Raw genomic sequence first — 26,105 nt, 5'->3', positions numbered from 1 at the left:
TATGCTGAATTTATCGAACTGGTCGGTGCTGTGGGAGCCGGTGACGCGGCAGAGTCTCATTGATGCGCTGCTCATGACCTGCGCGATTTCGGGCCTTTCGTGGTTTTTTTCGATGATTCTGGGAGTGGGCATCGGCCTGCTGCGCGAAATGCCGGTTGCGGCATGCCGGGTGCTCGCGTCCTCCTATGTCGAAGTCTTTCGAAATATCCCATTGCTCGTTCAGTTGTTTTTTATCTATTACATTTTGCCGCGTGCGTTGCCGGATGCAGTCGAGAAAGTGCTATTCAATTTCGGATGGGAAGTCGTCGCGGCGGTCATCACCCTGTCGTTGTACACCTCGGCAAAAATCGCCGAGTATGTGCGTGCCGGCTTCAATACCGTCGGTGCTCGCATGCAGCAGGCCGCGGCAGCCAGCGGGCTCACCTGGTGGCAAGCGCAACGGCATATTTTTCTGGGCCTTGTGTTGAGGACCAGCCTGCCAAGTCTGGTTTCCGAGTTCGTCACCATCTTCAAGGGATCATCTCTCGCGATGACGGTCGGCGTCGCGGAGACGACCTATGTTACGCGGCAGATCGGTACCGATACTTTTCAGTGGTTCCAGACCAATCTTTACGCGACGGCTGTCTATCTGTTGTGCGCATGGGTCATCGCCGGATTGATGTCGCTCGTCGAGCGCAGGCTTCGTATTCCAGGGAGGATCGGAAGTTGATCGGCCAACATTGTCTCGCGCTCATCATCGCGCTGCTGCAATACAACGTGAGCCTGACGGCAGCGGCCATCGTCATTGCCCTGCCGATATCCTGCCTGTGTGCGCTGGCCCGGCTTTCGCCGCTCGCGTGGATCTCATATCCGATGCGCTGGTACGTGAACACATTGCGCAGCTTGCCGCTCGTGCTCGTTATGTTCTGGATCTACATCCTGATTCCGATGTTGACCAGGATGCCGGTGTCCAGCTATTGGTCCGCCCTGATTGCACTTGCCTGTTTCGAGGTTGCCTACTTCACCGAATTCATTCGAGCCGGCATCCAGTCAGTTTCGGCGCATCAATGGTCGGCAGGTCTGGCCAGCGGCCTGTCCAGATTTCAGACCGCACGGCACGTCGTGCTGCCGCAGGCGCTGCGGCGTATGGCACCGGCGCTGCTCACGCAATCGCTCGTTGCATTTCAGGATTCGACGATCAGCAGTGTGATCGGTGTGCCCGAAATCTTGCAAGAGACGACTGTCGCAAACGCGCAAGGTCAGGACACGGTCTTCTATTACGCGTTTCTTGCCATGACGTTCTTCGTCATCTGCTTTCTCACCAGCCGCGCTGTGAAAGCGATGGACAAGCGCTATCAATTGTTGCGCAACTAGCCTAAGCGGCCCTGCCGCGCAGCTTGCCGCAATGAGCGATCTCTAACGAAACAGGAGTCGTATCTATTGACCTCTTCAGACAACCAAAATCGCGCCGCGCTGACCGTCACGCAGTCTTCAGCCGCCATGCCCACGCACAATTACATCCCGGTGCGCCGTTCGGGGCAGATCCTGTACATATCGGGCCAGGTGCCCAGAGAAGCGGGGATCGTGCGCTTTATCGGTAAACTGGGCGAAACGCTTACGGTCGCGGAAGGACAGGCCGCTGCCCGCTTGTGTGCGGTCAACGTCATTGCACAGTTGCGTGCTGCGCTCGGTGAGCGGTCCGACCTGGTCGTGACTTGCCTGCGAGTACGGGGATTCGTCAATGCCGCGGCCGACTTCAAAGAACATGCCGCTGTCATAAACGGCGCATCGGACTTTCTGATCGAAGTCCTGGGTGAACACGGTCGCCATTCGCGCACGGCCATCGGCGTGAGTTCGTTGCCTCACGGGTGCGCAGTGGAGATCGATGCGGACTTCGAGGTGCTCGATCCGTCATCGGCTGGATAAAGCGGATTGCCACACGCTGCCGGCAGGCTCAAAGAGTCATTATCTAAATCAAAGTGAAAATATGGTGCACCCTTCAAAAACAGTTGCGGTGATCGGCGGCGGCATGGTCGGCGCCTGTATTGCCCGCTACCTCCAGCGCGACGGCCACAATGTCATCATTCTGGATCCCAACGAACCCGGTGATGGCGCATCTTTCGGCAATGCAGGTTGCTTCAATCCGTCATCGCTGGTGCCGATCGCCGGCCCCGACACCTTCAAACAGGTTCCGGGTTACTTGATGGACCCGCTCGGGCCGCTTTCGATTCGCTGGAGTTATTTGCTGCAAGTCACGCCGTGGTTGGTACGCTACGGCCTTGCCGGCGTGCCGGAAAAAATCAAACACCAATCTCTGGCGTTGAAGTCGATCTTGTCCAGGAGCCTCGAAGCATTGATGCCGCTCGTCGACGACTGCGGCGCTCACGACCTCGTTCGACGCGATGGCATTCTGATCGTTTATCGCAGCGGGCAAAGCGTGGCTTCCGACTCGCGCGGCTGGAATCTGCGCCGGGAACACGGTATCCACTGGGAAGAGCTCGACCGCGATGCCGTTCGCGACTTCGATCCGAATCTCACACGCGACATCCAGTTCGGCAAATTCGTGCCCGGCAACGGACATACGGTGAACCCGGGCGCACTCGTCAAGGAGATCGTTCGACATGTCGTGCAGTCCGGCGGCCAGTATCGTAAGGTCAGAGCGACAGACTTCCTCTTCAATGGCGATAAGCTGCAGGCGGTGCTCACCGATCACGGTCCCGTTACTGTCGATATGGCCGTGGTTGCCGCCGGCGCGCATTCAAAAGCGTTGGCGCGCGCCGCCGGGAATTCCGTTCCTCTTGAGAGCGAACGCGGCTATCACGTCATGATCAAAACCCCCGAGGTCAGGCCACGTGTACCCACGACCGATTCGGACCACAAATTCGTCGTTACGCCGATGCAGGAGGGGGTGCGCGTTGCGGGCACGGTCGAACTGGCAGGGCTTGACGCCAAGCCGAACTGGAAACGGGCGGAGATCCTGCTGAATCGGATCGGCGGACTGTATCCGGCGCTGGGCAAAACCTATCGGCCCGACGACTTCACGGTCTGGATGGGACACCGCCCCAGTCTGCCGGATTCGCTACCGGTGATGGGTCGCTCGAAGCGGTCGGCCGATGTGATCTATGCGTTCGGCCATCAACACGTCGGCATGACCGCGGCGCCCTACACCGGCGTGATCATTGCCGCACTTGCTGCGGGCCGACCGTCGCCAGTGGACCTGACGCCGTTCCAGCCGGATCGTTTCTGAGCAAGCTGGAGAGCGCCGCGGCTAGATGGATCAAGACCTCTCGCCCGGCGTTTCAATACGCACGCCATCAGACAAGCGGTGAGTGGCACCACTGACCGCTTGTCATCATGCCGCAAGCAATGCTAGACCACTTGCGTCAGCAATTGCTTGTCCCTGAACCAGCCTTCGAGATTCTGCCAAACGAGCTCGCCCATGTCGTAGCGCGTTTCCACGGTACCACTGCCAAGGTGAGGGGTCAGCACGACGTTTTGCATCGCGAGGAGTTGCGCTGGCACTTCAGGCTCGCGCTCGAACACGTCCAATGCCGCGCCCGCGATTGCCCCCGTTTGCAGCGCTTCGACCAGCGCTTGCTCGTCGATCACCGTGCCGCGCGAAATATTGATCAGAAAGCCGTCTTTTCCCAGCCGCTTGAGGCGGTTCGCGTCGATCAGCTTGTCGGTAGCCCGGCCACCGGGGACCGCAACCATCAACACATTGCATACGTCGATCATATCGTCGAGCGTGGCGAAGTACTGATAGTCGACACCGGGCTTGGGCGACCGGTTGTGGTAGAGGATCTCCATACCGAAGGCGGCAGCCCGTCTGGCGATCGCCTCACCGATGTTACCTAGACCGACGATGCCAAGCTTCTTGCCGCCCAGCTTGGTCGCGAGCGGAAACCGCTCTGTGCGCCACCTGCCGTCGCGCACAAAGCGGTCGGACTCGCTGATGCGGCGCATGAGATCCAGCATCAGCGCTAGCGCACAATCGGCGACGCAATCATCAAGCACGTTCGGCGTGTTCGTGACCACGACGCCGCGCTCCTTTGCCGCCACGACGTCGGTCGAATCGTAGCCGACGCCAAAGCTGAAAATACCTTCGAGACTCGGCAACAGATCCATCAGCGCGGCAGTTGCGCCATACGTGCCGCTTGTCACGAGGCCGCGAATCTTCCCCCCGTGTTCCCGCAGCCATGCATCCGGTTCGTTCAGTTCCCAATAGCGGATGGCATTGAAATGCTGTTCAACCTTGTTCTGCAGACTGGGCAACATCGGGCCCTTGATAAGAACTTGAATATCGCGACTCATGGTGAATTCGTTAGGGTAGAAAATTTGCCAGGAAGGGCTCGCACAAATGCCGGCCGGATGAGAGTTACAACAATCGCTTGTGAATTAAACGAGACGCACAAACTCGACGCCCACCTCAAGTGATAGGATCACATTGTATGTGGAGGTATGATCATTAGTCAATAAAAGGTCGGCGTGCGACGGGCACCGTGGTTGTCATTTGAGCCGCGTGGTTCGTCGATTGCCGCCTCGAAGAGCTATGACGGAAGGTGCGGATGGTCATCAAGGTCCATGCGGAGCGGGCGCGATTTTCCGTGCTGGAGGCGCTGCGCTGACATTCTGGAGGATGTGGTATGATCACTCCATCCACTATCAATCGAATCCGGAGGGCTGGGCTTTTGAAGGCCACAAAGCAAACGTCATTGACGCTAAGAACCGAAGAAGCGCTGCGGTCGAAAATTGCGGACGACGCCGTCAAGGTCGGCGACAAACTTCCGACGGAACGCGAACTGGCTCTGGAGTTGGGCGTCAGTCGAACGGTGATACGCGAAGCTGTCGCCGCGTTGCGGGCTGACGGACTGATCGATGCCAAGCATGGCATCGGCTATTTTGTCGCGCAGAAGTCCGCCAGCGACTATGGCTTTCCAACCAGCGCGAAGCACCTTGGTTTTTCCTCATCCATGCTCGATCTGCTCGAGTTGCGCATGGCCGTGGAAATCCACGCGGCGGGCCTTGCGGCTGCGCGCCGGTCGTGGGCGCAAGAAGCCAAGATCTTCGCCAACGCGGAAAACTTTGCGACGGCATTGGAAAGGGGCGAGTCGCCGGATTTGGCGGATTGGGCGTTTCATCGCTCTATCTCGGAGGCGACGAACAATGCGGCATTCGTCGAGTTCTTTGATCGGATGGGGCTATCGGTTCTTCCTCGGCGTGCGATCGAGGGAGAAAAACGCGATGCGCTGATCACCAGGCAATACCTGGAAAAATCCATTCCCGAGCACCGTGCGGTCTGTGAGGCCATCAGCCGAGGCGACGTCGAAGCGGCGCGCGAAGCGATGAAGGGCCACCTTGGCGGCAGTCAGATCCGCTACCGAGGCCTCGTGGGAACAGAATAGGACCCCGACAGGCTGGACGGTTCGCCATTTCTCCTGCTGGCGACGCAAAGGCGTCAGGCCTGCGTTTGCGCTACATATCCGAGCCGGGCGCTGATAGCCTGCGCCTCCTGTCGAACTGCCGCCGCGATCGCTCCATCGATAGACGAGTCGAATCCTCCCGTTGCACCCAGTGCCGTGAGTGTCGCGCACAGCCGGCCGTTGAAATCGAAAAGCGGTGCGGCCACCGCGCTGATTCCTTTCAGGTTGGTGTCCTTGACGGTTGCGCACTGAACGGCCTGCACGTCTCGCATTAACTGTCCGATAGGATCGTTGCGGTCGAGTAGGGCGAGAAGATCGGCGGGCGAATGCAGCAACTCTTCTTCCGCGAGGGCCCGAACGCGGGATTCGTCGAGCAGGCCCAGAAAAACCCGGCCCGTCGCTGACCATAGCAGCGACATGACCGATCCGGCGCGCACGTTCACCGTGACGGGCAGCCCCGGTTCCTCGAAGCGCACGATCGTCGGCCCCCGATTGCCCATCACCGCAATGAAGCAGGTGATTTCAAGGCTTTCTCTCAGACGCACCAGCGACGGCTCGGCAAGCCGGATCGGGTCGGCGAGCCGCATCGCGGCGAGGCCGATGGCAAGACACTCGGTTCCCAGTACGTATTGCTGGGTGCCCGATTCTTGCGCGACCAGTGATTCTTCCATCAGGCTCACCAGATAGCGGTGAACCTTCGCCGGACTTTCGCCGATATGCGATGCCAGCGCGGTAAGCGACGCGCGTCCGCCGATCGCCGCGAGCCCCTTGAGTACGGCCATGGCGGTGGAGGCGGACTGGACGCGCTGGCGGCGCTCGCGTTCTGGTGCGAGGCGTCCTTCCCCGATCGCGTCAAGTGCTTGTGCTTTTTTCATGCGTCCATTCTAGCGGGCGGCTGGCGACTTCCATCGGCGCGCACGCGTAAACCCTGATGAGTTAATTACGCATAGCGTACTATAGTTACGCATAATCGATATGCAGCAAGGAGGCATGAATGAGCGACGCTATTGACCCGGATCGCGCTTCGGCGTGCCCCTTCCACGGCAGCGCGGGTGGCAGCCTTCCGGCGACACCCGCAGGTTGCCCGGTCAGCCGCCGCGCCGCGGAATTCGATCCGTTCGAAGACGGCTACCAACAGGATCCGCCGGAATACGTGCGCTGGGCGCGCGAACAGGAGCCCGTTTTCTACAGCCCGAAACTCGGCTACTGGGTCGTGACGCGCTACGAGGACATCAAGGCGATCTTTCGCGACAACCTCACCTTCAGCCCGTCAATCGCTCTCGAGAAAATCACGCCGACCGGACCCGAAGCGAATGAGGTGCTGGCGTCATACGGGTATGCCATGAACCGGACGCTAGTCAACGAGGACGAGCCGGCACATATGCCGCGCCGGCGCGCGCTGATGGATCCGTTCACGCCAGCGGCGCTCGCGCACCACGAACCGATGGTGCGCCGTCTCGCGCGCGAGTACGTCGACCGTTTTATCGACGACGGCAAGGCCGACCTCGTCGATCAGATGCTATGGGAGGTGCCGCTCACCGTTGCGCTGCATTTCCTGGGCGTGCCGGAAGAAGACATGGACACGCTGCGCAAGTATTCGATTGCGCACACGGTCAATACGTGGGGTCGGCCCAAGCCTGAAGAGCAGGTCGAAGTCGCGCACGCGGTCGGCAAGTTCTGGCAGTTTGCCGGCAAGGTGCTGGACAAGATGCGTCAGGACCCGGACGGTTCTGGCTGGATGCAGTACGGCATTCGCAAGCAGAAGGAACTGCCCGAGGTCGTGACCGATTCGTATCTGCATTCGATGATGATGGCGGGCATCGTGGCCGCGCACGAAACCACTGCGAACGCCGCCGCGAACGCGATGAAGCTGCTGCTTTCGCATCCCGAGGCGTGGCGCGATATCTGCGACGACCCGGGGCTGATACCGAATGCCGTGGAGGAGTGCCTGCGGCACAACGGCTCGGTGGCCGCATGGCGACGCCTCGCGACCCGGGACGTGACGGTCGGCGGCGTCGACATGCCGGCAGGATCGAAGCTGCTGATCGTGACGTCGTCCGCGAATCACGACGAACAGCAGTTCGCCGACGCCGATCTGTTCGACATTCGCCGCGAGAATGCAAGCGATCAACTGACGTTCGGCTATGGTTCGCATCAGTGCATGGGCAAGAACCTCGCGCGTATGGAAATGCAGATTTTCCTCGAAGAGTTCGCGCGTCGGCTACCGCACATGCGCCTTGCCGAACAGCGCTTCACGTATGTTCCCAACACGTCGTTTCGTGGCCCTGAGCATCTGCTGGTCGAATGGGACCCGGCGCTCAATCCCGAACGCTCCGATGCGTCGGTGTTGCAACCCCGCGCCGCGGTGCGCGTCGGAGAGCCGTCTGCGCATTCACTCAGCCGTCCCGTTGTCGTCACGTCGGTGAGCTTCGCCGGCACGGATATCGTTCACGTAAAGCTCGCGTCACCTGACGGTCGAGCGCTGCCTCGATGGACGCCGGGTTCGCATATCGACGTCGAATGCGGCAACACGGGCATCTCGCGGCAGTACTCGCTGTGCGGCGACCCTGACAATGCCGGCACCTTCGAGATCGCGGTGCTCAGAGAGCCCCAGGGGCGAGGCGGTTCCGAGTGGCTGCATAACACGGTCAAGCCTGGCGCATTGCTTCGCATACGCGGCCCACGCAATCATTTCCGGCTCGACGAGACAGCGAAGAAGGTCGTCCTGATCGCGGGTGGAATCGGGATTACGCCGATCAGCGCCATGGCCCGACGTGCGAAGGTGTTGGGTCTCGACTATGTCGTGCATTTCAGTGGTCGCACGCGCGCCTCGATGGCGCTGCTCGGCGAACTCACGGCGCTTCACGGCGAGCGTATGCAGGTATATGTCTCTGACGAAGGCAGGCGCAATGACTTCAGCGCATTACCGGTCGACGAAGGCACCCAGGTGTATGCGTGCGGACCGGCGCGCATGCTCGACGCGCTGCAACAAGCATCCGCTAGCTGGCCCGACGACGCGCTGAAGGTCGAGCATTTCGAATCGACGGCCGGCACACTCGATCCGGACAAGGAACACGCCTTCGAAGTGGAGTTGAAGGATTCGGGGCTTGTTGTGATGGTGCCCGCCGATCAGACCCTGCTGAACGCCCTACGCCAGGCGAACGTCGACGTTCAGAGCGATTGCGAGGAAGGTCTGTGCGGTTCGTGCGAGGTGCGCGTGCTGGCGGGCGAAGTCGATCATCGCGATGTCGTGCTGACCAAAGGCGAGCGGCAATTGAACACCCGGATGATGACCTGCTGCTCGCGCGCGAAAGGCACGAAACTCGTGCTGGAACTCTGAAGCGTCCCCGCGCGATTCGCGCGGGGACGGCATTCGACGAACACCCGTTCCTGGCGCGCTCAACTTGTCCCACGCGGCTTGCGAATCCTGGAGACGGGTGGATAGGCGCGGACGATCCGCCCGCCCCAAGTTTCACTACTTCAGCACACCATTGCGCCTGGCGATATGCGTGGAAATCGCGTCCATCAACGGCGGGTTGAGCGCATCGTACGGTGGGAGTCCGAGTTCAGTGAGCCGGGCACGCACGCCGTCCATCTGTTCCGGTTTCGCGCCGCCACTTTCAATTACCGACGAGACGAAAGCCGCAAAGCGCGGCTCTTCCCAGCCGCTCTCATCGGAGAGTTCGACGTGAATGAAGTCAAGTCCGTAGAACGCATGGTCACGGTTTTCTATCCGGCCATACATGTGCGCTCCGCACGCCTTGCAGGCATGACGCTGGATCGCCGCTTTCTCGTCGACGATCTGGAGCTTCTCGGCATGAGCGGTGACGGTGACCTTATCGCGCGGGGCCACGCCTATCATTGCGAAAGCCGTGCCAGCTGGTCTCCAGCACTTCGTACAGCCACAAACGTGGTTGTGTGCGACGTTGCTTTCTACCCGGACTTCGACTGTGTCGCTCTGGCATTGGCAGTGGAGCGTACCGCCGGTGAAACCAGGCGTGCCCTTCTTGACACCGGCGTCCACTGACGGATGTATCGTCATGGTACTCATTCTGTATCCTCCAATGTTTCTGAATCAAAATCGGCGCAATGATGCTGCACCGAGGACGGCGCACGGTCGTGTCCTGGTAGTTGATCACGGTGCGAATCGACTTGCCGTCGTGCATCAGATCGAATGCTTCGTTAATCTGATCAAGCGGCAACCTGTGCGTGATGAACGGGGCAAGCTGGATGTCGCCTCGCATGCCCGTCGTGACGCCGCAACCCAGCAACGTTGATCTCGACGATTTCCAGGGGTCTTGCTGGCCCGGATGCAACTGCAGCACTTGATCTCATGACAGATCTCTCAATTGCTTGCGACGAATCTGTATAGACAAGTTTGCACAATTAAAAAGCGTGTCGCAAGAGGTTTTGATCCGGAAGTCGTCAACCTTCGGGAAACTACTTATATATTAAGAGTACTTAGCATCATGTCGGACGCGTTACGCAAAACGGATTTTGCAGTGCTCTCGCGTGAGTCTTTTAGAAAAGACTAAGCTTCGCTTTCGCCGGTACAGATACGATTGATGTGCTGGGTCGCCGCACAGCCGCATATTAGGGTTGCGAAACGTTGTTCGGAGGGGCAAGGTCTTGTTCAATCCGTAAATTCGTTGGTCCCTTAAAACGTCAATGGTCGGTATGGGGTGCTCAACGTGCTCCGGCGTCATGCCGCGGGTACTACCGCTTTCACCTGCTGGTACACCATCATCTCGAACCCGATGAGCGTCTCGATGACAGACATGTCGAAGAAGGGCAGCAGCTGCGTCATCAGCACCGCGCCGATGTCCTTGGAGCGGTCGATCCAGTAGTAGGAATTGAAGACGCTGGCCCAGTCACCCGTGCCTCTGCTGCGCATGCCCGGCACGTCGGCGAGCGTGAGATGGAAGCCGAGGCCCCAGCTCTGCGGCACCGGCAATGCAGGCACGTCGTTCGACAGTCCGGGCACGGTGGACTTCACCAGTTCGGGGAGCTTGATCTGTCCGAGCTGGTTCTGCAACGCCATCTGCACGGTCGCCGGTTCAAGGATGCAGGCACCATCGTTGAGCCATGCCTGCAGGAAGTGGCCGTAGTCCTGCACCGTGCCGTAAGAGCCGTGCCCGGCAGCGTCCCATTCGGAGGTCGGCGGCAGATCGACTTTTGAAGGCGCGAGCGTGCCGTCAACCTGGCGCTGCATCACGCGCAGCAACCGGCCGCGCTGCTCAGCGCTGGGCACGAACGTCGAGTCGTGCATTCCCAGCGGTCCATACACATGCTGCTTGAGGTAGCTGCCCAAACTCTGCCCCGATAGCTTCTCGACAATGAGCCCTAGCCAGTCGGTGTTGGTACCGTACTCCCATGCTGTGCCCGGGTCGTTGACGAGTGGCACAGAGAGACTGCGCTTCAGTCCTGTGAAAGGGTTGGGCTCACCCATCAGCTCGTGGTAGCGCATCAACTTCTCGTTGAAAAAGAAGTATCCCAGGCCGGCCGAGTGGGTCATCAGTTGGCGCACTGTGGCCTTGCTGGCAGGAGGACGCAAACGTGGCTTGTCGCCGTCGAAGCCGTCTAGCACTTGCAACTGACCGAACGCCGGCAGAATCGATTCGATAGCGGCATCCAGGCTCAGCAGCCCCTTCTCCACGAACTGGAGCGCCGCCGTAGTGGCCACTGCCTTCGTCATCGAGGCATTGCGGAACATCGCGTGTTGGCCTGCCTCGCCGGCGGCGTGATGGAACAGTGGGCCGCTGCGGTCAACCACCACTGCCGCAATGCCGTGAACAGCACCTTTCGAGACCGCGTCGTCCAGCCGCGCCTTGATGGCCGAACCATCAAAGATCATGGTTTTCTCCTGTGTTCATGATTGGGAACCCGTTCGCGGAATCGTCTCTGCGACGGGTCGTGCCATTTCGCCAGGAAGCTGGGCGCGATTGTCTCTTCGGCCGAAAAGATCCCTGGCGTGCGTACTCAATTAGCCTGCGAACTACATCGGCGGTTTGATTCCATTCTTCTCAACAACCACGCTGACTGCACTCATTTGTCCATGATCACTGGGGCTCACCACTCCGAACACTGCTGTTCCAGGCTTGAGATCCGCAAAGGTCGCTGGGGCGAAGGTGACAACCGGCGCTGAGCTCGGTACCGAGACGGTGAGCGTCTTGTCCCCATAGCTCACGTTGAGGTCACGGGCGTCGGGCTTATCGGTGACCGACGTTACCGTGGCGCCTGTCATGGTGCTTCCCGGCGTCAGATCCCAGCTGTAATGCCCTTCTCCCGTTCCGCGCCGCTCCTCCCTGAATATCATGACCTCCATTGCCTGGACGCCACTGGCCGTTGCCATTCCGGCAGCACCAATATAGGTGCCCGGTTTGATGGTCGCGGCATCAAAGGGCTTGACCGCGGCGAATCGCGTCTGGTCTCCGAGTGCCAGCTTCATATGCGCACCCTCACGGGTCAACACCGTCAACTCGCGGCCGTCAACCGATTCGATTTCACCTCGAACATGCGTTGAAGCGAAGAACTGATTGATTTGCCGGGCAACATCGATATGGTCTTCCTCCAGCGCGAAGTGACCTGTATCGTAGTAGTGGATCGATGCATCGGGCACTTCCTGTTTGACGGCTTCGGCGCCCCCCGGCAGGAAGATCGGGTCGTTCTTGCCCCACACCACGAGTGTCCGCGGCTGATGCGTGTATAGATATGCCTGCCACACCGGAAACAATGCGACATTGCTTGGAATATTGAGCTGCAAGTCGGTCATGATCCGGCGGCTATCGGGGTTCGCAAGAGCGACCGCGTCGTCGGTCCAGGCATCAGGATTGAGCGCCGCAGGATTGCGCGCGCCATGCTGATAAAGCAACAGCGCAGTCGCGAGCGATACATGGCTCTCTGCCAACGCGCGTTTCTCCGGCGTGATCTCGCCAGAAATCGCTTCGTCTCGCTTGCGCCGGGAGGGGTCGACGCCCGCGATGGAGACAATGGCATTCTGAAAAATGAGTCCGGAGATCCAGTCCGGATGGTGCACGGCGATGCGCATGCCCACTGGACCGCCGAAGTCCGTCATATAGATGATGAGATGCGGGTCGCCGAGACTCACGACAAGTTTTTCAATAACGGCCGTCACGTTGTCAAACGTAGGCGTGAACTTGTCGGCCCGAGGTGCGTCGCTATAGCCCATGCCCGGATAGTCAGGTGCCACGACGTGGAAGTTCTGGGATATCAGCGGAATCAAGTCCCTGAACTCATGAGACGACGAGGGAAACCCGTGGAGAAGCAGCAGGGTCGGTTTCGATTTGTCTCCGGCCTCTCTGTAGAAGATCTTGATGCCATCAACGCTGGCATAGTTGTATGACACCTCGGCTGCCCGCGCCCCGGTTCCGGGAAAGGTAAGCAACGATGCCGTAAGAACGCACACGGCAAGTCGCATGAGTTTAGAGAGCAACATGAAATTCCTTCTGAGTGGGTGGGCCATGTAATGGAGATCGGTTATGCCGGGCCTGTGTGATTGCTCAGAGTCGAGCGAACGAAACCCAGCCGCCCTCAGCGGCAGATTGGTCGTCTATTGAAGGGTTGAATCGGCCACTTTTAAAATCCCGCCGCGGTCTCGTCCATTGGGCGTGTCATACACCTTGGTCACGAAGACAGGCTTACCGTCGGGAGAGATGGCAAGCTTGGTCAGTTCACGTGGGAACGATGCCTCTAAACCTGCAAACAGTACAATTGATCTTCCGCGCTTCGGATATTGATGCGATCAATGAGGAAGATGCCATGCGGTTTAACAAGCTTGACTTGAATCAGTTGGTGGTTTTGGACGCGCTACTGGATGAATGCAGCGTGACGAAAGCTGCGCAGCGGCTATTCCTAAGCCAGTCCGCCACCAGTTGCGCAATGGCACGGTTGCGCGACTATTTCAAGGACGAATTGCTGGTTCAGGTAGGAAAGGCAATGGTATTAACGCCTCGGGCCGCGGGCCTGAAGCGCCCGGTCCGCGAGGTATTGCTGCAAATTCAGGCCATCACCAGCGACAGTCCCGAGTTTGATCCCGCATCGTCGGATCGAAAGATCGTGGTGGAAACGTCCGACTACGTCATCAGTGTGTTTCTCGGAGAGGTCCTGAGGCGTGCCTCCATCGAGGCACCGCTCATGAAGTTCAGCGTGCGTACCGCAGCGACACTGGGGCTTATGCATCTGGAAAATGCCGAGATCGATCTGCTCATTACACCGGACTTCCGCGCCGGGCCGGCTCACCCCGCCGAAGCCATATTCGAGGATTCGTGGTCATGCCTGGCATGGGCGGAAAACGACCGGATTGGCGATGTCCTTACTTTGAGCCGGTATCTCGAGTTGGGTCACGTGATCATGGAGTGGGCTGGAGGCGCAATTGTCACATCTGACAGCCGAGCTGCAGCGGCGTTGGGATATGTCCGTCGAACTGAGGTAACCGCGGAGACGTTCCGGATCGTCCCGCATTTCCTGATTGGGACCCGAAGGATTGCTACCTTGCAGACCCGTCTTGCATTGATGTTACAGCGCGACTCACCGTCACTCCGGTTGCTTCCCTGCCCATATCCCATTCCCAAGCTTGTCGAAGTCGTGCAGTACAACAAGTTCCAGGAGCGTGATCCGGCGCTGCTTTGGTTCAGACAGCTAATGCGGGAAGTTGCGCTAATGAACTAGACATCATGTATGGACCTGCCGCACCTCAAGGTACGCGGATTAAGCTTGAGGTGGGTTACGCCGCGGCTCAGAGCCGCCATTGAGGGGGCAGGTCATGAACAAGTTTAGCAAGTACGTGGGCCTGGATGTACATCAGGAAACGATTGCCGTGGCGGTCGCCGACACGGCCGGCGAGGTGCGGTATATGGGCGAGATTGTGAACACGCCGGAGGCCATCACGAAGCTGGTCGCACAGCTCAAGCGGAGCACGGGACGGCTGGCGTTCTGCTACGAAGCCGGCCCGTGCGGCTACACAATCTGCCGGCAACTGCGTGAGCTGAAGCAGGACTGTCAGGTCATCGCGCCGTCACTGATTCCGAAGAAGCCGGGCGAGCGCGTGAAGACCGACCGGCGCGATGCCCTAAGCCTGGCGCGCCTGCATCGCGCCGGCGAGTTGAGCCCCGTGTGGATTCCGGATGATGCCCAGGAGGCACTGCGCGATCTGACCCGTGCGCGTGAGGACATGAAGCATCTGCAGCGCCAGGCCAAGCAACGGCTGTTGTCGTTCCTGTCGCGCCATGGTCATCGCTACAACGGCCGCTCCAGGTGGACGCAAGCGCACTGGCGCTGGCTGGAAGGCATCAAGTTCGCCCGGCCTGAGCAACAGATCGTGCTGCAGGAATATATCGACACGGTGCAGGCCTGTAGCCAGCGCGTGGCCAGCCTCGACCGCGAAGTCGAGACAGCCGCGCACGCCAGCCCGGTTTGGCCGGTAATCGAGGCGTTGATGGCGCTGCGCGGCATCAGTCTGCTCGCGGCTGTGACGGTGGTCGCGGAACTCGGTGATCTCGCACGGTTTGCCAACGCGCCCCAACTGATGGCGTATCTGGGCCTGGTGCCCAGCGAACACTCCAGCGGCAAGCGCGAGCGCCGCGGTGGCATCACCAAGACCGGCAACGGCCATGTCCGGCGGGTACTCATCGAAGCAGCGTGGACCTATCGTCATGCCGCACGGAAGACCGCGATCCTCCAGCGGCGCGCCGAGCGTACACCGCCGGAGGTCCAGGAGATCGCCTGGTCGGCGCAAAAGCGGCTGTGTCAACGCTTTCGAAACCTGATGGCACGCGGCAAGCTCAAGAACCAGGTCTGTACCGCCATTGCGCGCGAGCTCGTCGGCTTTATCTGGGCTATCGGGCAATACGTCATCCCCCTCAGTCGAGCTTAGCCGGCATGAGAGGATCGAGCATGCAACAGGATGTTTGGGCCAGGACCAGGCAACGGTGGGAGAACCCTCGTGGTAACACTAGGAGGCAACTGGAAACAGCACAACCCTCGAAACTAGATTGAGGCAGCTCCCCGACGCTTCGTTTGCCATGCGGTAACCAACCCGCGCATATCAGAATGATCAACCGTCGGATAACCGCCTCGTCCTGGCCCGAACACCCTGTTGGTAAAGACCGTCAGAGAGACAGTCTCGCATGGTCGTGAGCGCGCAAGCGCCGCCCTCACGACCAATGCATAGCATGGAAAACCGACGTCGCGTCAAGGGTCCGCTACGCCGGGCTGATGCCCGCCCTTGACCCGTCAAACTTCGGGAAACCGCGCTTTGGCACTTGACACGGTCCATACATATCAGTGTTATGTCTATGCATGTCAATATCTGGTATGGCAGTGGGCCTGGGTGGCAGGTATTTACGTAAGCTGTCTTTTTATCGAGGGCTGTTACCGAACTTTGGGTTGGTAGATTGGCTCAAGCTGTTAGCGTAAAAGAGTATTGATAACTGGAATTCTGATTCCCGCCATCTTCACTTCTTCGTTCCCACGACATGTCGGAACAGGGCGGCAACCCCTTACGATCCTTAAATCACCTCCTTCAGGTGCCTCACAATCGCCGCTGTCACGGCCATCTTGCCGTGCTCCGCGCGCTCCAGCATGCCCACGATTCGCCTCGCATCCGTCTGGGGCAGCGGCATCACCCGCAACGTGTCATCGCACATCCACGACGAGCGCCGCAGCAGCGGCACAACCGCGACGCCGATCCCTTGGCGCACCAGTTCCGCGATGCCTTCCAGCGAGTTGAGTTCGAGAAATTCGTTCACCTTCAGGCGCTGCTTGCGTAGCGCGCGATCAATGACGATGCCGGTTCGCTGGGTCCGGTCAAATCGCAGGAATCGCTGCGACTTGAGCAATTCGGGTACCGATTCTGGAACCATGGTCGCATTGGCGAGCAGCACGAGCGGTTCCGAATAGACAGGTGTCCATTGCACGCTGGCTGGCCGGCGCCCAAGGGTGTCGATGATCACGGCCGCATCGATCTCGCCCGTGTCGACGCGCGCGGCCAGGTCGACGGATTTTGCCGCCATGATCCTCACATCGAGATTCGGTCGCGCGATCTTCAGATGCGCTGCGGCCTCGGCGAGCGCGCCCACGACCGACTCGACCGCCCCGATGGAGACCGGCCCGACGTCTTCTTCGAGGCCGCCCGCCGCCATCCTCATGGCCTCATAGAGCGAGAGCAACTGCTGCGCGTGCGGCAACAGGCTTTTGCCCATCGCATTCAGCATCACCTTGCGCCCGCAGCGGTCGAACAGTTCATGTTTGAACTCGGTTTCGAGTGCGCGCATCTGCATGCTGACCGCCGATTGCGTGAGCGCCATCTGCTCGGCGGCAACCGCAAACGAGCCGTAGCGTGCCACGGCCACGAAGGTACGGAGAAAGCGTAACGTGCTCAAGTCAACCTCGACGACACCGGAAGCGAATGCGTCCGCAACTGGCCGGACACGAGTGATACATCAAAAATTTTGAAGCGAATGACAACAAATTTTAGCTTTCTTTGATGATAACGGCTATGGACAATGAGTAGCCGAAAGACGAACCGGTATCGGGCACAAGGCATGAAGGTGACTCAACTGCGTTTCAGTGCTGAACGGGCCGCTTGATTTATCCGGAAACAGACTATTTGCCGTGCTCAAGGGAGACGTCGGATTCGTCACGATTGCACTGGTGAAGGACCGCTCGAAGCAGCCCCTGATGTAACCGCTCAAACGAACCACTTCTTAAGAAAGCAGGAACCCTCATGAAAATCATTCCCGAGATTACCCAGGCTCAAGCTGAGATCCAGGCCATTCGTCGCGACATTCACGCGCACCCGGAACTCTGCTACGAAGAGAACCGTACAGCGGACGTCGTCGCTCAGAAGCTCGCGTCCTGGGGAATCGAAGTTACGCGCGGACTGGGCAAGACGGGCGTCGTCGGCGTGCTGCGTAACGGCTCCAGCCGCAAGGCGATCGGCTTGCGTGCCGACATGGATGCACTTCCGATCCAGGAACTCAACACGTTCGCGCATGCGTCCCAGCATACCGGCAAGATGCATGCGTGCGGCCACGACGGCCATACCGCCATGCTGCTCGGCGCGGCGCAGTATCTTTCCCAACACCGGAATTTCGATGGCACCGTCGTGTTCATTTTTCAGCCTGCCGAGGAGGGCGGCGGCGGCGCAAAGGCCATGATCGAAGACGGACTGTTCGAACGTTTTCCGGTCGATGCTGTGTTCGCGCTTCACAACTGGCCGGGTATGGCTGCCGGAGAATTCGGCGCGCGGGTCGGCGCGACGCAGGCGTCGAGCAACGAATTCCGCATTCAGGTGAAGGGTGTCGGCGCGCACGCGGCCATTCCGCACAATGGCATCGATCCTGTATTCACCGCGATGCAGATCGGCACGGGCCTGCAGAGCATCATGACGCGCAACAAGCGTCCGATCGACGCGGCGGTCCTGTCGATCACGCAGATCAATGCGGGCGAAGCCGTCAACGTGATTCCCGATACGGCGACGCTTGCCGGCACGGTGCGCACGTTCTCGGTGGACGTGCTCGACCTGATCGAAACCCGCATGAAGCAGCTCGCCGAAGCGACGGCGCTCGCCTATGGCTGCAGCGTCGAGTTCTCGTTCAGGCGCAACTATCCTCCGACCGTCAATACGGAGAGGGAAACGCATTTCGCACTGGGCGTGATGCAGGATATCGTGGGCCAGGATCGAGTGGAGACGAACATCGATCCGACCATGGGCGCCGAAGATTTCTCGTTCATGTTGCTCGAGAAGCCGGGCTGCTACGCGTACATCGGCAATGGTCACGGCGATCATCGGGACTACGGTCACGGTCTCGGCCCCTGCATGCTGCACAACACGAGCTATGACTTCAACGACGACGTCCTGTCGCTAGGTTCGACCTACTGGGTGCGCCTCACCGAATCGTTCCTGACGCCCGCGTAAGTGTCAGGCGGCGCGCAGATACACGTCTCACGAGGAGAACCGATGAACGAATCACAGTATTTCCAGCGCTCATATGCGAACGCCCGCGAGCGGTACAGGCGGGCCGCCGCGGCTATTCAGGCACGCGTGGAAAGGCACGTGATACCGGGGCACCAGGGTCTCGAAGGCGAAGACCTGTCGACCGATGTCGTGCGACTCGGCCCCGCCATGGCGCGGCGGATGCTCGTGCTGACGTCCGGCACACACGGGGTCGAGGGCTTCTGCGGCTCGGCGGCGCAGATCGCGTTGTTGCACGACCGACCGCTGCAAGCGTTACTCGACAAACTGAATGTCGCGATCCTGGTGGTCCACGCGATCAATCCGTACGGCTTCTCGCATTTGAGCCGCACGAACGAGGACAACGTCGATCTGAATCGCAACAGCATCGATTTTTCTCTGCCGCTGCCGGTCAATCCCGCCTATGACGATCTGCACGCGTTGCTGGTGCCGTCGAGCTGGCCGCCGTCGGACGAGAACGCGGCGGCCATTGCAGACTACATCTCACAACGCGGTGAACAGGCCTATCAGCAGGCTCTGACAGTGGGGCAATATCAGCATGCCGACGGCATGTTCTTCGGCGGCCATCGTTCTGTCTGGAGCACGCGGGTATTGCAGATGGTGTTCGAGCAGCATAGCGCAGCGTGCGACAGCATTGGCTGGATCGATTTTCATACGGGACTGGGCCCGTACGGACACGGCGAGAAAATCTGCGTGGGGCAGCTCGGTAACGGCGAGCTGCAGCGCGCCCGCGACTGGTGGGGTGCCGACGTGACGAGTCCGCTGGACGGCACGTCGGTTGCGGCAAACGTAGCGGGACCCGTGCTCGACACGCTGCGCCGGACCTGCATGCATGCCGACACCACGGCGATCGCGATCGAATACGGCACGATTCCACTCGTCGACATGTTGCACATGCTGCGTGCCGATGTCTGGCTACGTCAGCATCCCCAGGCGGAGAAGCAGCAGATCAGCGCGATCCACCAGGCTATTCGCGCAGCCTTCGACTGCGATGACGACGCATGGCGGGGGATGATTCTCGGACAGGCGCGCGCGGCGATTCTGCAAGCTGTCATGGGGCTGTCGCGCGAATCGGCGAGCGTCGGGTCAAAGTGACCGAGGTATCGAGATGCGCGCGGGAGCGCGGTAACGAGTTTTAGCGCGGATAGCGCCATGGCGTGATGTTACTGAAATCTGTCAATTGCGCCGCTGGCTCACTGTGCATGAGAACGGGACAATGTGTGAACAACGATTCACACATAAGGAGCCTTGAATGACCCCGGTCTCAGCTGTTCCCGCTGCCGATAGCGCCGCCGCGTATGCCCACTTCAGCGCGTCGCTGTCGTTCGAAACCGATTGCGCCGACGTCCACGCGGCACTCGCGAGCGACGACCCGCGTTCGGTCGATTTCGTACTGCTCGACGTGCGCGGTCCCGCGCATTTCTCGCGTGGCCATCTGCCAGATGCAGTGAATCTTCCACACGGCAAGATCGTGGCATCGAAGCTCGCCGAATATCCGCCCGATACGCTCTTCGTCACCTATTGCGCGGGCTCTCACTGCAACGGAGCAACGCGCGCCGCAATCAGGCTTGCCCAGCTCGGCCGCCCTGTTAAGGTCATGATCGGCGGCATTACAGGTTGGCTCGACGAGGGTTTCCAGCTAGCTATTGCCGATGAGGGTTGAGCTCGGTGCGATCCGCTCGCACTCGATGCATGGAGGCAGATCCGAACGGCACACCTGTGACGGGAAAAATGATCACATCGCATTTTTTCTCGCTTCTCTTGTGCAGCGACACCTGGAGTCTTCATTGTCACGACGCCGCCCGCTCCGGCTAAGTGGCGTAATCGTCGATCTCCGGTAACATCACGCCATGCACAATCATCTTGTCGTCGCGCTGGCTTACGACCGGCTCTGTACGTTCGAATTCGGCTGCGTGACCGAACTGTTCGCGCTCGAGCGTCCGGAACTCGGCGTGGACTGGTATCGCTTCGCGGTGTGCGCGAGCGAACCCGGTCCGATTCGCGCCGCCGGCGGCATTACCGTCGCCGCGCCATACACGCTCAAGCTGCTGGATCGGGCTGACACGATCGTCATTCCCGGCTGGCGCGATGCCGACGAGTTGCCGCCCGAGCCGCTGCTGAAGAAGATTCGCGCCGCCTACGCGCGCGGCGCGCGCCTTTGTTCGATCTGCTCCGGCGTGTTCGTGCTGGCCGCCTCGGGCGTGCTCGACGGCAAAACCGTCACTACGCACTGGCGCTACGCCGACAAATTGCAGCAGCGTTATCCACAATTGCACGTGCAACCGGATGCGTTGTATGTCGACGAAAGCCAGATCATCACCTCGGCGGGATCGGCGGCGGGGCTCGATATGCTGCTGCATCTGGTGCGGCGCGATCATGGCAGCGCCGTAGCCAACCGGGTCGCCCAGCGGCTCGTGGTGGCGCCGCATCGCGAGGGCGGCCAGGCGCAGTTCGTGCCGCGGCCGATGCCGCAAGACGGGGGCGGCCGTCTGGCGAAACTGATGGACTGGGTGCGCCGTCATCCCGCGTTGCCGCATACCTTGCGCTCGCTGGCCGAATGGGCGGCCATGAGTCCGCGTACGCTGCAGCGGCAGTTTCACGACGCCACCGGCATGGCGCCCTACGAATGGCTAGTGCGTGAACGCGTGGCGATCGCGCGAGAATTGCTTGAAGCGCCGACCCCGCTACCTGTTTCGCGCGTCGCGGAGTTGGCGGGCTTCGGTTCCGAGGAATCGCTGCGGCGGCACTTCCGGCGTATCGCCTTGACGAGCCCAGGCGCGTATCGTAAGAAGTTTGGGGTGCAGGCCGGAGTGCAGACGGCCGGGTAGGCGCGCATCGCTTTCGTCTTGCTGTGCTCGCGAGCGTGAACCATTTCAAACGGGCGCTTGCCGATGTGCAAAATCATGCACGACTCGTGCATGACAAGCGGCTCGATGCATGCCGCATGATGTGTCGAATGTGCTTCATGCGAGCCTCCGCGCATGTGCAATAGTCACGGAACGCCGTGCTGGGCCTTGCGACTGAATTGCGCGATCAGCCGCCCGCTTTGGCGGCAGGCAAGGTTCGCGCAATTGCTGATTTCTGTCAGCATCACCGCCGGCGTCCGTGGCACTACACGTCTATCGTGCGGCGCATACGGCCACTTGAAGCGCGTCTTCGACACGCGTCATCGTCACAGTCCTCTCTTTCTCATGAACGTCAAAACTGCCGTCGCGGCTGCTGCCGTTGTCGTCACTGCTGTTGCGCCACTGATGCCTGCGCAGCCTGTCGGCCTATGTGCGTTTTTACGACGGCGTGGCGCGCGTGCCGATGACCGATGGCGGCGGTAGTGCGCCGCTCGATGCCACCGCCAGGATTACCAACCTCACGCCTTATGAAAAACATGGCGGCAAGCACGCGGATAAATGCCTGATCGAGTTCAGGCTCTCCGCGCCGGAGACGCTCGACGTAGCGACACATGGCTCGCCGACCGGATGCGGTTTCGGCTTCAACGTTAGCGCGGACGGGCGTTACTATCTGATGACGGGCTCCTGACGCGGATTCCATCCGCTCGCGACGAACCCGTCCTGATCCCGCATTGAGCTGCTTAAAGGGGAAGCATATGTCCGATATCGCACAGATCATCGCCAGCTTCAATGCAGGCCGCGATCCTGAACGGCTCGCGATGAAATACAAGCTCATGCGCGGCTCGCCGTTCGTGTTTTTACGCGGCACCTGTCATCTGTTTTACGCGCGTCTGCCGCATGACAAGGTATTCGACGAAGCGCCGCCGGTGTGGATTTGCGGCGATATGCATCTGGAGAATTTCGGTAGCTACAAGGCTGACAACCGCCTGATCTATTTCGACAACAACGATTTCGATGAAGCCTGTCTGGCGCCTAATCTTTACGAACTGGTGCGGCTTCTCACGAGCGTGCTGGTCGGCGCGAGCGATCTCAATCTGAGCCGCGCGCAGGCACTCGCGCTTTGTCACACCGCGGTCGATGCCTATGGCGCGGCGCTCGCCTTCGGCAAATCACGTTGGATCGAGCCGGAGACGTCGACTGGCATGGTGCGCGATCTGTTCGACGCGCTGGCGAGGCGCTCGCGCGCCGCGCATCTCGATCGCCGCACCGTGCTCAAGGGCAAGACCCGCGTGCTGAAAGTGGACGGTAAGAAAGCGCTGCCGGTCAGCGACGAGGCGCGCGCCGCTGTCACTGACTTCATGTATAAATTCGCCGCCGGCGAACCCAATCCCGACTTCTATCGCATCATCGACGTGGCGCGGCGTATTGCCGGCACCGGCAGTCTGGGCGTGGACCGCTATGTGATTCTCGTCGAAGGCAAAGGCTCGCCGGACGGCAACTATCTGATCGATCTGAAAGAGGCGCTGCCTTCTTCGGTCACCCCCCATGTGCGCACCGTGCAGCCGAAGTGGCAGAGTGAGGCGCAGCGTGTGGTTGAAATCCAGCGGCGCAATCAGGCGGTTTCGCAAGCGTTCCTGCATGCGGTTGATTTCAATCAGCGCTCGTATGTGCTGCGCAGTTTGCAACCTTCGGAAGATAGGGTGGCGTTGAGCGATTGGGACGGCAAGCTGCCGCGGCTCGAAGAAGTGGTCAACAGCATGGCTGAGTTGAGCGCGTGGGGGCAATTGCGCAGCGGTGGCCGGCAGAAGTCGTCGATTGCGGATGAGTTGATTGCGTTTGGTAATCGCAGGGATTGGCAGTTGCCGTTGATCGAGCTGGCGACGCAATGCGAAGTGCAGGTGAACGCCGACTGGAAGGCGTATTGCGAAGCCTATGATCGCGGCGCGTTCGATCTGACGGCGAAGAAGTCTTAACGGCGCCTCATGGTGGGCGCTTAACGCGGCGCCCGGCGCTCTGCATCGCTCTTTGGGGTGGCTACCGCCGCGCCTCGTCTTTTTCTTCTAGTTGCCTCAGATAGGACTCTCAGTCCCCATCCATCTTGATGCAGGTATATCTCGCGTCCAACGGGACTGCGTGCAGCCTGTCTAGGTCTTCTGTTTTTCTTACTACGACGCGCCGATGGCAGTCGCTATCTTTCGTAATTCTATACGGATTACGTAGGATCTATGAGGAAAATGTGTACGGGAATTCTGGAAATTGTAATTTAGGAATTGTCGGATAGCAGGGATGTAATGATCCTTATCGGGTGCTTGTGATTAAGACAAGTAAAACCAATAAGGATGACTATGAAAAATAATAGATTTGCCGAGGAGGTGGCGGGCATGGCGGCTCGCCTGCTAGCCGCATTCATGCTGCTTATGGTCGCGTTTGATGTTAACGCGGCAGATTAATGACCTTTACGCAGCATCCAATCGACAGACCATCAAAAGAGTGAATGGCGAGAGGGTCGAGTGCAATGACCGATCCATGTTTGGTCATCGTGTCACGGCGAGGTTTTCTATGTGACCGTCGATGGCATGCGGATCGGATACTTGGCTTATCGGCAGTCCGCGGGCGTTGTTCGCGTTGGTTCGATCCGACCGCCACGGTAATAGCATCGGAGGGAGTATTGATGCAAAGAACTTTTAGACCTCAAGAACGCGAGCTTCTTGAGTTTCTTGTATCGGTCAACGCGTCGCTCTACAGTGCCGACGTAGCTCGCTGGATGGAGCAGATTCGAACCTGTATAGTGCGGGAAGTCAACGTTCCTTATTGCCTGTCGATCAGTCACAACGAGGAGAGCTATGGGGGCTGGGAGAATTTCAGAACGTTGACGCGTGAACTGATATCCGTCGACGAGGGTGTCCCGGTGCTTATTTACGCAATCGTCGATAAAACCTCGGCAGGTCTCGTCCTCGACTCGTTCAACATTGATCGCCTTGATGGACAGCCGCTTGCTAGCTATCCTGAGGCGGGCGACGGGTTAATGATTGTCGAGCGAAACAAGAGGGTCGGCGGGGCGGGCTTGCGCCATCTATATGGCGGATCGGGTTCGTAACGTACCCTGGTATGTGATCAGTCAGCGTAACACCTGACTGTTGCAGCACTTCACCTTGGATCGCCGGACAGCGCCAACCGCCTGTTCAATCCGGCTTCAGCCAAACACCCTCATGCGCGGCGCATTTTCCCGCCGCGCATGCCAGCCCTCTCCAGACAAACCCTGATTGCTGCGGTGAATCCGCCACTGCTATCGTTCGCTGGTCGCTTGTGGAAGCGCTTCCACTCCTGCCGTGAACGGGCTCGGAAACAGCTTCCACATCGACGTCCGCCGTACCCGGTTCAACGACCTCAGCGCAGGAGAGAATCCGTGGCAAACGACGCATCCGCTGTATTCGACACCCGATCCTCAGCAGTTTCCAACGACCCGCTCGCCGATCCCTTTACGCCACCCGCGGACTCTTCGCTGTGGCGCAAGAACTTCCTGCTGGGCGCCGCCACGGCCTCCTATCAGATCGAAGGCGCCGTAGATGAAGACGGCCGGTTGCCGTCGATCTGGGACACCTTCTCGGCGATACCCGGCAAGGTGCTGGCCGGCGACACCGGCGCGGTGGCCTGCGATCACTATCATCGGTGGGAAGCAGACGTCGATATGCTGGTCTCACTTGGACTCGAAGGCTATCGGCTCTCGATCGCGTGGCCGCGCGTCATGGACACAACGGGCGCGCCGAACCGCAAAGGGCTCGACTTCTACAAGCGCCTCCTGAACCGCTTGAAAGAGAAGGGCATCACGACCTTCGTGACGCTCTATCACTGGGACTTGCCGCAGCATCTGGAAGACCGCGGCGGCTGGCTCAATCGCGACACCGCATATCGTTTTGCCGACTACGCCGACCTGATGAGCCGCGAACTGGCCGGCACGGTCGACGCGTGGGCGACGCTCAACGAGCCGTGGTGCTCGGCGTACCTCGGTTACGGCAACGGACACCACGCGCCGGGCCTCGCCGATGGACGTTTCGCGACGCAGGCAATGCATCATCTGCTGCTCGCGCACGGTCTTGCGATCCCGGTATTACACGCCAACGATCCGGCCTCGCAGATGGGTATCGTAGCCAACATCGGCCGCGGTACGCCCAATAGCGACAGCGCCGCAGATCAGCGTGCCGCGCATCTGTTCGAAGTCCAGCACAACGCATGGATTCTCGATCCCTTGCTCAAGGGCGCGTATCCGCAAGAGCTATTCGAACTGTGGCCGGGCACCGAACCGCTGATTCTCGACGGCGACCTGCAGACCATTTCCGCGCCGCTCGATTTCCTGGGCATCAACTATTACTTTCGCAGCAATCTTGCGAGCGACGGCGCGCACGGATTCCGCGAAGTGCCGCTCGAAGGCGTCGAGCGCACGCAAATGGGTTGGGAGGTATACCCCGAGGGCTTGCGCGATCTGCTGACTGGTTTCAACCGCACGTATCCCAACCTGCCGCCGATCTATATCACCGAAAACGGCATGGCCTCGGATGATAAGGTGATTGACGGCCACGTCGACGATACCCAGCGCATCTCGTTCCTCAAGCGCCATCTCGCGGCGGTCGATCAGGCGATCAAGGCCGGCGTGGATATTCGCGGCTATTTTCTGTGGTCGCTGATGGATAACTTCGAGTGGGCGTTCGGTTATGAGCGTCGCTTCGGTGTCGTGCACGTCGACTACAGTACGCAGAAGCGTACAGTCAAACGCAGCGCGGAATGGGTGGCGAAGTTTTTGAAGGAGCGTAAAGCACAGGTCTAACGGCAGGTGGAGCTGGTTTGTATGTCGACTTGAAACACGGG

At 59.9% G+C, this 26,105-nt stretch carries 22 protein-coding genes and 1 pseudogene; 16 read left to right on the top strand and 7 right to left on the bottom strand.

Annotated features, from left to right (window positions below; genetic code table 11):
- Position 1: 1 nt before the first annotated feature.
- The 4 genes from P0D84_RS32895 to P0D84_RS32880 all read left to right on the top strand — a co-directional run bounded on the left by P0D84_RS32895 (position 2) and on the right by P0D84_RS32880 (position 3,226).
- A complete protein-coding gene (locus P0D84_RS32895) occupies positions 2-709 on the top strand; it encodes an amino acid ABC transporter permease (RefSeq protein ID WP_408343596.1) in 708 nt (235 codons plus the stop codon).
- Positions 706-1,353 carry an amino acid ABC transporter permease gene (locus P0D84_RS32890; RefSeq protein WP_408343595.1) on the top strand — a complete coding sequence of 216 codons (648 nt, stop codon included), beginning with the start codon at positions 706-708 and terminating at the stop codon, positions 1,351-1,353. The genes P0D84_RS32895 and P0D84_RS32890 overlap by 4 nt, the downstream gene beginning before the upstream one ends.
- Positions 1,354-1,419: 66 nt before the next feature.
- A complete protein-coding gene (locus tag P0D84_RS32885; RefSeq protein ID WP_408343593.1) occupies positions 1,420-1,905 on the top strand; it encodes a RidA family protein in 486 nt (161 codons plus the stop codon).
- 61 nt (positions 1,906-1,966) lie between these two features.
- The gene (locus tag P0D84_RS32880; protein WP_408343591.1) at positions 1,967-3,226 is read left to right on the top strand and encodes an NAD(P)/FAD-dependent oxidoreductase; all 1,260 of its coding nucleotides are present in this window, start codon (positions 1,967-1,969) and stop codon (positions 3,224-3,226) included.
- Positions 3,227-3,348: 122 nt separating this feature from the next.
- Here P0D84_RS32880 and P0D84_RS32875 read toward each other — a convergent pair whose 3' ends face one another.
- Positions 3,349-4,293: a 2-hydroxyacid dehydrogenase gene (locus P0D84_RS32875; RefSeq protein ID WP_408343589.1), complete on the bottom strand. Its 945-nt coding sequence runs from the start codon at positions 4,291-4,293 to the stop codon at positions 3,349-3,351.
- A gap of 332 nt (positions 4,294-4,625) precedes the next feature.
- Between P0D84_RS32875 and P0D84_RS32870 the strand changes: the two genes are divergently transcribed.
- On the top strand, positions 4,626-5,384 hold the full coding sequence (locus P0D84_RS32870) for a FadR/GntR family transcriptional regulator (RefSeq protein ID WP_408343587.1): 759 nt from the start codon (positions 4,626-4,628) through the stop codon (positions 5,382-5,384).
- 53 nt (positions 5,385-5,437) lie between these two features.
- Here the strand turns inward: P0D84_RS32870 and P0D84_RS32865 are convergent, their stop codons facing one another.
- Positions 5,438-6,277 carry an IclR family transcriptional regulator gene (locus P0D84_RS32865; RefSeq protein ID WP_408343585.1) on the bottom strand — a complete coding sequence of 280 codons (840 nt, stop codon included), beginning with the start codon at positions 6,275-6,277 and terminating at the stop codon, positions 5,438-5,440.
- Positions 6,278-6,396: 119 nt separating this feature from the next.
- On the opposite strand from P0D84_RS32865, the gene P0D84_RS32860 reads away from it, so the two are divergent.
- Complete coding sequence (locus P0D84_RS32860; RefSeq protein WP_408343583.1) at positions 6,397-8,742, top strand: cytochrome P450/oxidoreductase; 2,346 nt, start codon at positions 6,397-6,399, stop codon at positions 8,740-8,742.
- 135 nt (positions 8,743-8,877) lie between these two features.
- Here P0D84_RS32860 and gfa read toward each other — a convergent pair whose 3' ends face one another.
- From gfa to P0D84_RS32840, 4 genes and pseudogenes are all read right to left on the bottom strand, one after another.
- Positions 8,878-9,444: an S-(hydroxymethyl)glutathione synthase gene (gene gfa, locus P0D84_RS32855; protein WP_408343581.1), complete on the bottom strand. Its 567-nt coding sequence runs from the start codon at positions 9,442-9,444 to the stop codon at positions 8,878-8,880.
- 85 nt (positions 9,445-9,529) lie between these two features.
- Positions 9,530-9,682 (bottom strand): annotated as a pseudogene (locus tag P0D84_RS32850) (S-(hydroxymethyl)glutathione dehydrogenase); the annotation flags it as partial.
- Between the two features lie 422 nt (positions 9,683-10,104).
- Positions 10,105-11,256 carry a serine hydrolase domain-containing protein gene (locus tag P0D84_RS32845; protein ID WP_408343579.1) on the bottom strand — a complete coding sequence of 384 codons (1,152 nt, stop codon included), beginning with the start codon at positions 11,254-11,256 and terminating at the stop codon, positions 10,105-10,107.
- 141 nt (positions 11,257-11,397) lie between these two features.
- Positions 11,398-12,858 carry an alpha/beta fold hydrolase gene (locus P0D84_RS32840; RefSeq protein WP_408343577.1) on the bottom strand — a complete coding sequence of 487 codons (1,461 nt, stop codon included), beginning with the start codon at positions 12,856-12,858 and terminating at the stop codon, positions 11,398-11,400.
- Positions 12,859-13,106: 248 nt separating this feature from the next.
- Between P0D84_RS32840 and P0D84_RS32835 the strand changes: the two genes are divergently transcribed.
- Positions 13,107-14,090: a LysR family transcriptional regulator gene (locus P0D84_RS32835; RefSeq protein WP_408343575.1), complete on the top strand. Its 984-nt coding sequence runs from the start codon at positions 13,107-13,109 to the stop codon at positions 14,088-14,090.
- A 94-nt stretch (positions 14,091-14,184) separates the two neighbouring features.
- Positions 14,185-15,294 carry an IS110 family RNA-guided transposase gene (locus P0D84_RS32830; protein ID WP_408343573.1) on the top strand — a complete coding sequence of 370 codons (1,110 nt, stop codon included), beginning with the start codon at positions 14,185-14,187 and terminating at the stop codon, positions 15,292-15,294.
- Between the two features lie 634 nt (positions 15,295-15,928).
- Here P0D84_RS32830 and P0D84_RS32825 read toward each other — a convergent pair.
- Positions 15,929-16,801: a LysR family transcriptional regulator gene (locus P0D84_RS32825; protein ID WP_408343571.1), complete on the bottom strand. Its 873-nt coding sequence runs from the start codon at positions 16,799-16,801 to the stop codon at positions 15,929-15,931.
- Positions 16,802-17,145: 344 nt separating this feature from the next.
- On the opposite strand from P0D84_RS32825, the gene P0D84_RS32820 reads away from it, so the two are divergent.
- The 8 genes from P0D84_RS32820 (at position 17,146) to P0D84_RS32785 (ending at position 26,064) form a co-directional block, all read left to right on the top strand.
- On the top strand, positions 17,146-18,339 hold the full coding sequence (locus P0D84_RS32820; protein WP_408343569.1) for a M20 aminoacylase family protein: 1,194 nt from the start codon (positions 17,146-17,148) through the stop codon (positions 18,337-18,339).
- Between the two features lie 42 nt (positions 18,340-18,381).
- Positions 18,382-19,491: a M14 family metallopeptidase gene (locus P0D84_RS32815; protein WP_408343567.1), complete on the top strand. Its 1,110-nt coding sequence runs from the start codon at positions 18,382-18,384 to the stop codon at positions 19,489-19,491.
- Between the two features lie 157 nt (positions 19,492-19,648).
- Entirely contained in the window at positions 19,649-20,059 is a 411-nt protein-coding gene (locus tag P0D84_RS32810; RefSeq protein WP_408343565.1) for a rhodanese-like domain-containing protein, read from the top strand.
- A gap of 187 nt (positions 20,060-20,246) precedes the next feature.
- Positions 20,247-21,224 (top strand): transcriptional regulator FtrA, encoded by a 978-nt coding sequence (gene ftrA / locus P0D84_RS32805; RefSeq protein ID WP_408343563.1) that lies wholly within the window; start codon positions 20,247-20,249, stop codon positions 21,222-21,224.
- A 475-nt stretch (positions 21,225-21,699) separates the two neighbouring features.
- Positions 21,700-21,930: a hypothetical protein gene (locus P0D84_RS32800; protein WP_408343561.1), complete on the top strand. Its 231-nt coding sequence runs from the start codon at positions 21,700-21,702 to the stop codon at positions 21,928-21,930.
- 67 nt (positions 21,931-21,997) lie between these two features.
- Positions 21,998-23,215: a DUF2252 domain-containing protein gene (locus P0D84_RS32795; RefSeq protein ID WP_408343559.1), complete on the top strand. Its 1,218-nt coding sequence runs from the start codon at positions 21,998-22,000 to the stop codon at positions 23,213-23,215.
- Positions 23,216-23,913: 698 nt separating this feature from the next.
- Entirely contained in the window at positions 23,914-24,339 is a 426-nt protein-coding gene (locus tag P0D84_RS32790; protein ID WP_408343557.1) for a hypothetical protein, read from the top strand.
- A 309-nt stretch (positions 24,340-24,648) separates the two neighbouring features.
- Positions 24,649-26,064 (top strand): GH1 family beta-glucosidase, encoded by a 1,416-nt coding sequence (locus P0D84_RS32785; RefSeq protein ID WP_408343555.1) that lies wholly within the window; start codon positions 24,649-24,651, stop codon positions 26,062-26,064.
- The last annotated feature ends 41 nt before the right edge of the window (positions 26,065-26,105 follow it).

Source organism: Paraburkholderia sp. RL17-337-BIB-A, from assembly GCF_046025895.1.
Lineage (GTDB): Bacteria > Pseudomonadota > Gammaproteobacteria > Burkholderiales > Burkholderiaceae > Paraburkholderia > Paraburkholderia fungorum_C.
The sequence above is the reverse complement of the archived record's forward strand: the minus strand, read 5'-3'. Positions and strand labels throughout refer to the sequence as shown.

What these genes read in the sequence shown, in the direction of transcription:
- P0D84_RS32895 (WP_408343596.1), top strand. Translation starts at nt 2, where the DNA reads ATGCTGAATTTATCGAACTGGTCGGTGCTGTGGGAGCCGGTGACGCGG.
- P0D84_RS32880 (WP_408343591.1), top strand. Translation starts at nt 1,967, where the DNA reads ATGGTGCACCCTTCAAAAACAGTTGCGGTGATCGGCGGCGGCATGGTC.
- P0D84_RS32875 (WP_408343589.1), bottom strand. Translation starts at nt 4,293, where the DNA reads ATGAGTCGCGATATTCAAGTTCTTATCAAGGGCCCGATGTTGCCCAGT.
- P0D84_RS32870 (WP_408343587.1), top strand. Translation starts at nt 4,626, where the DNA reads ATGATCACTCCATCCACTATCAATCGAATCCGGAGGGCTGGGCTTTTG.
- P0D84_RS32865 (WP_408343585.1), bottom strand. Translation starts at nt 6,277, where the DNA reads ATGAAAAAAGCACAAGCACTTGACGCGATCGGGGAAGGACGCCTCGCA.
- P0D84_RS32860 (WP_408343583.1), top strand. Translation starts at nt 6,397, where the DNA reads ATGAGCGACGCTATTGACCCGGATCGCGCTTCGGCGTGCCCCTTCCAC.
- gfa (WP_408343581.1), bottom strand. Translation starts at nt 9,444, where the DNA reads ATGACGATACATCCGTCAGTGGACGCCGGTGTCAAGAAGGGCACGCCT.
- P0D84_RS32845 (WP_408343579.1), bottom strand. Translation starts at nt 11,256, where the DNA reads ATGATCTTTGATGGTTCGGCCATCAAGGCGCGGCTGGACGACGCGGTC.
- P0D84_RS32840 (WP_408343577.1), bottom strand. Translation starts at nt 12,858, where the DNA reads ATGTTGCTCTCTAAACTCATGCGACTTGCCGTGTGCGTTCTTACGGCA.
- P0D84_RS32835 (WP_408343575.1), top strand. Translation starts at nt 13,107, where the DNA reads ATGCCTCTAAACCTGCAAACAGTACAATTGATCTTCCGCGCTTCGGAT.
- P0D84_RS32830 (WP_408343573.1), top strand. Translation starts at nt 14,185, where the DNA reads ATGAACAAGTTTAGCAAGTACGTGGGCCTGGATGTACATCAGGAAACG.
- P0D84_RS32820 (WP_408343569.1), top strand. Translation starts at nt 17,146, where the DNA reads ATGAAAATCATTCCCGAGATTACCCAGGCTCAAGCTGAGATCCAGGCC.
- P0D84_RS32815 (WP_408343567.1), top strand. Translation starts at nt 18,382, where the DNA reads ATGAACGAATCACAGTATTTCCAGCGCTCATATGCGAACGCCCGCGAG.
- P0D84_RS32810 (WP_408343565.1), top strand. Translation starts at nt 19,649, where the DNA reads ATGACCCCGGTCTCAGCTGTTCCCGCTGCCGATAGCGCCGCCGCGTAT.
- ftrA (WP_408343563.1), top strand. Translation starts at nt 20,247, where the DNA reads ATGCACAATCATCTTGTCGTCGCGCTGGCTTACGACCGGCTCTGTACG.
- P0D84_RS32795 (WP_408343559.1), top strand. Translation starts at nt 21,998, where the DNA reads ATGTCCGATATCGCACAGATCATCGCCAGCTTCAATGCAGGCCGCGAT.
- P0D84_RS32790 (WP_408343557.1), top strand. Translation starts at nt 23,914, where the DNA reads ATGCAAAGAACTTTTAGACCTCAAGAACGCGAGCTTCTTGAGTTTCTT.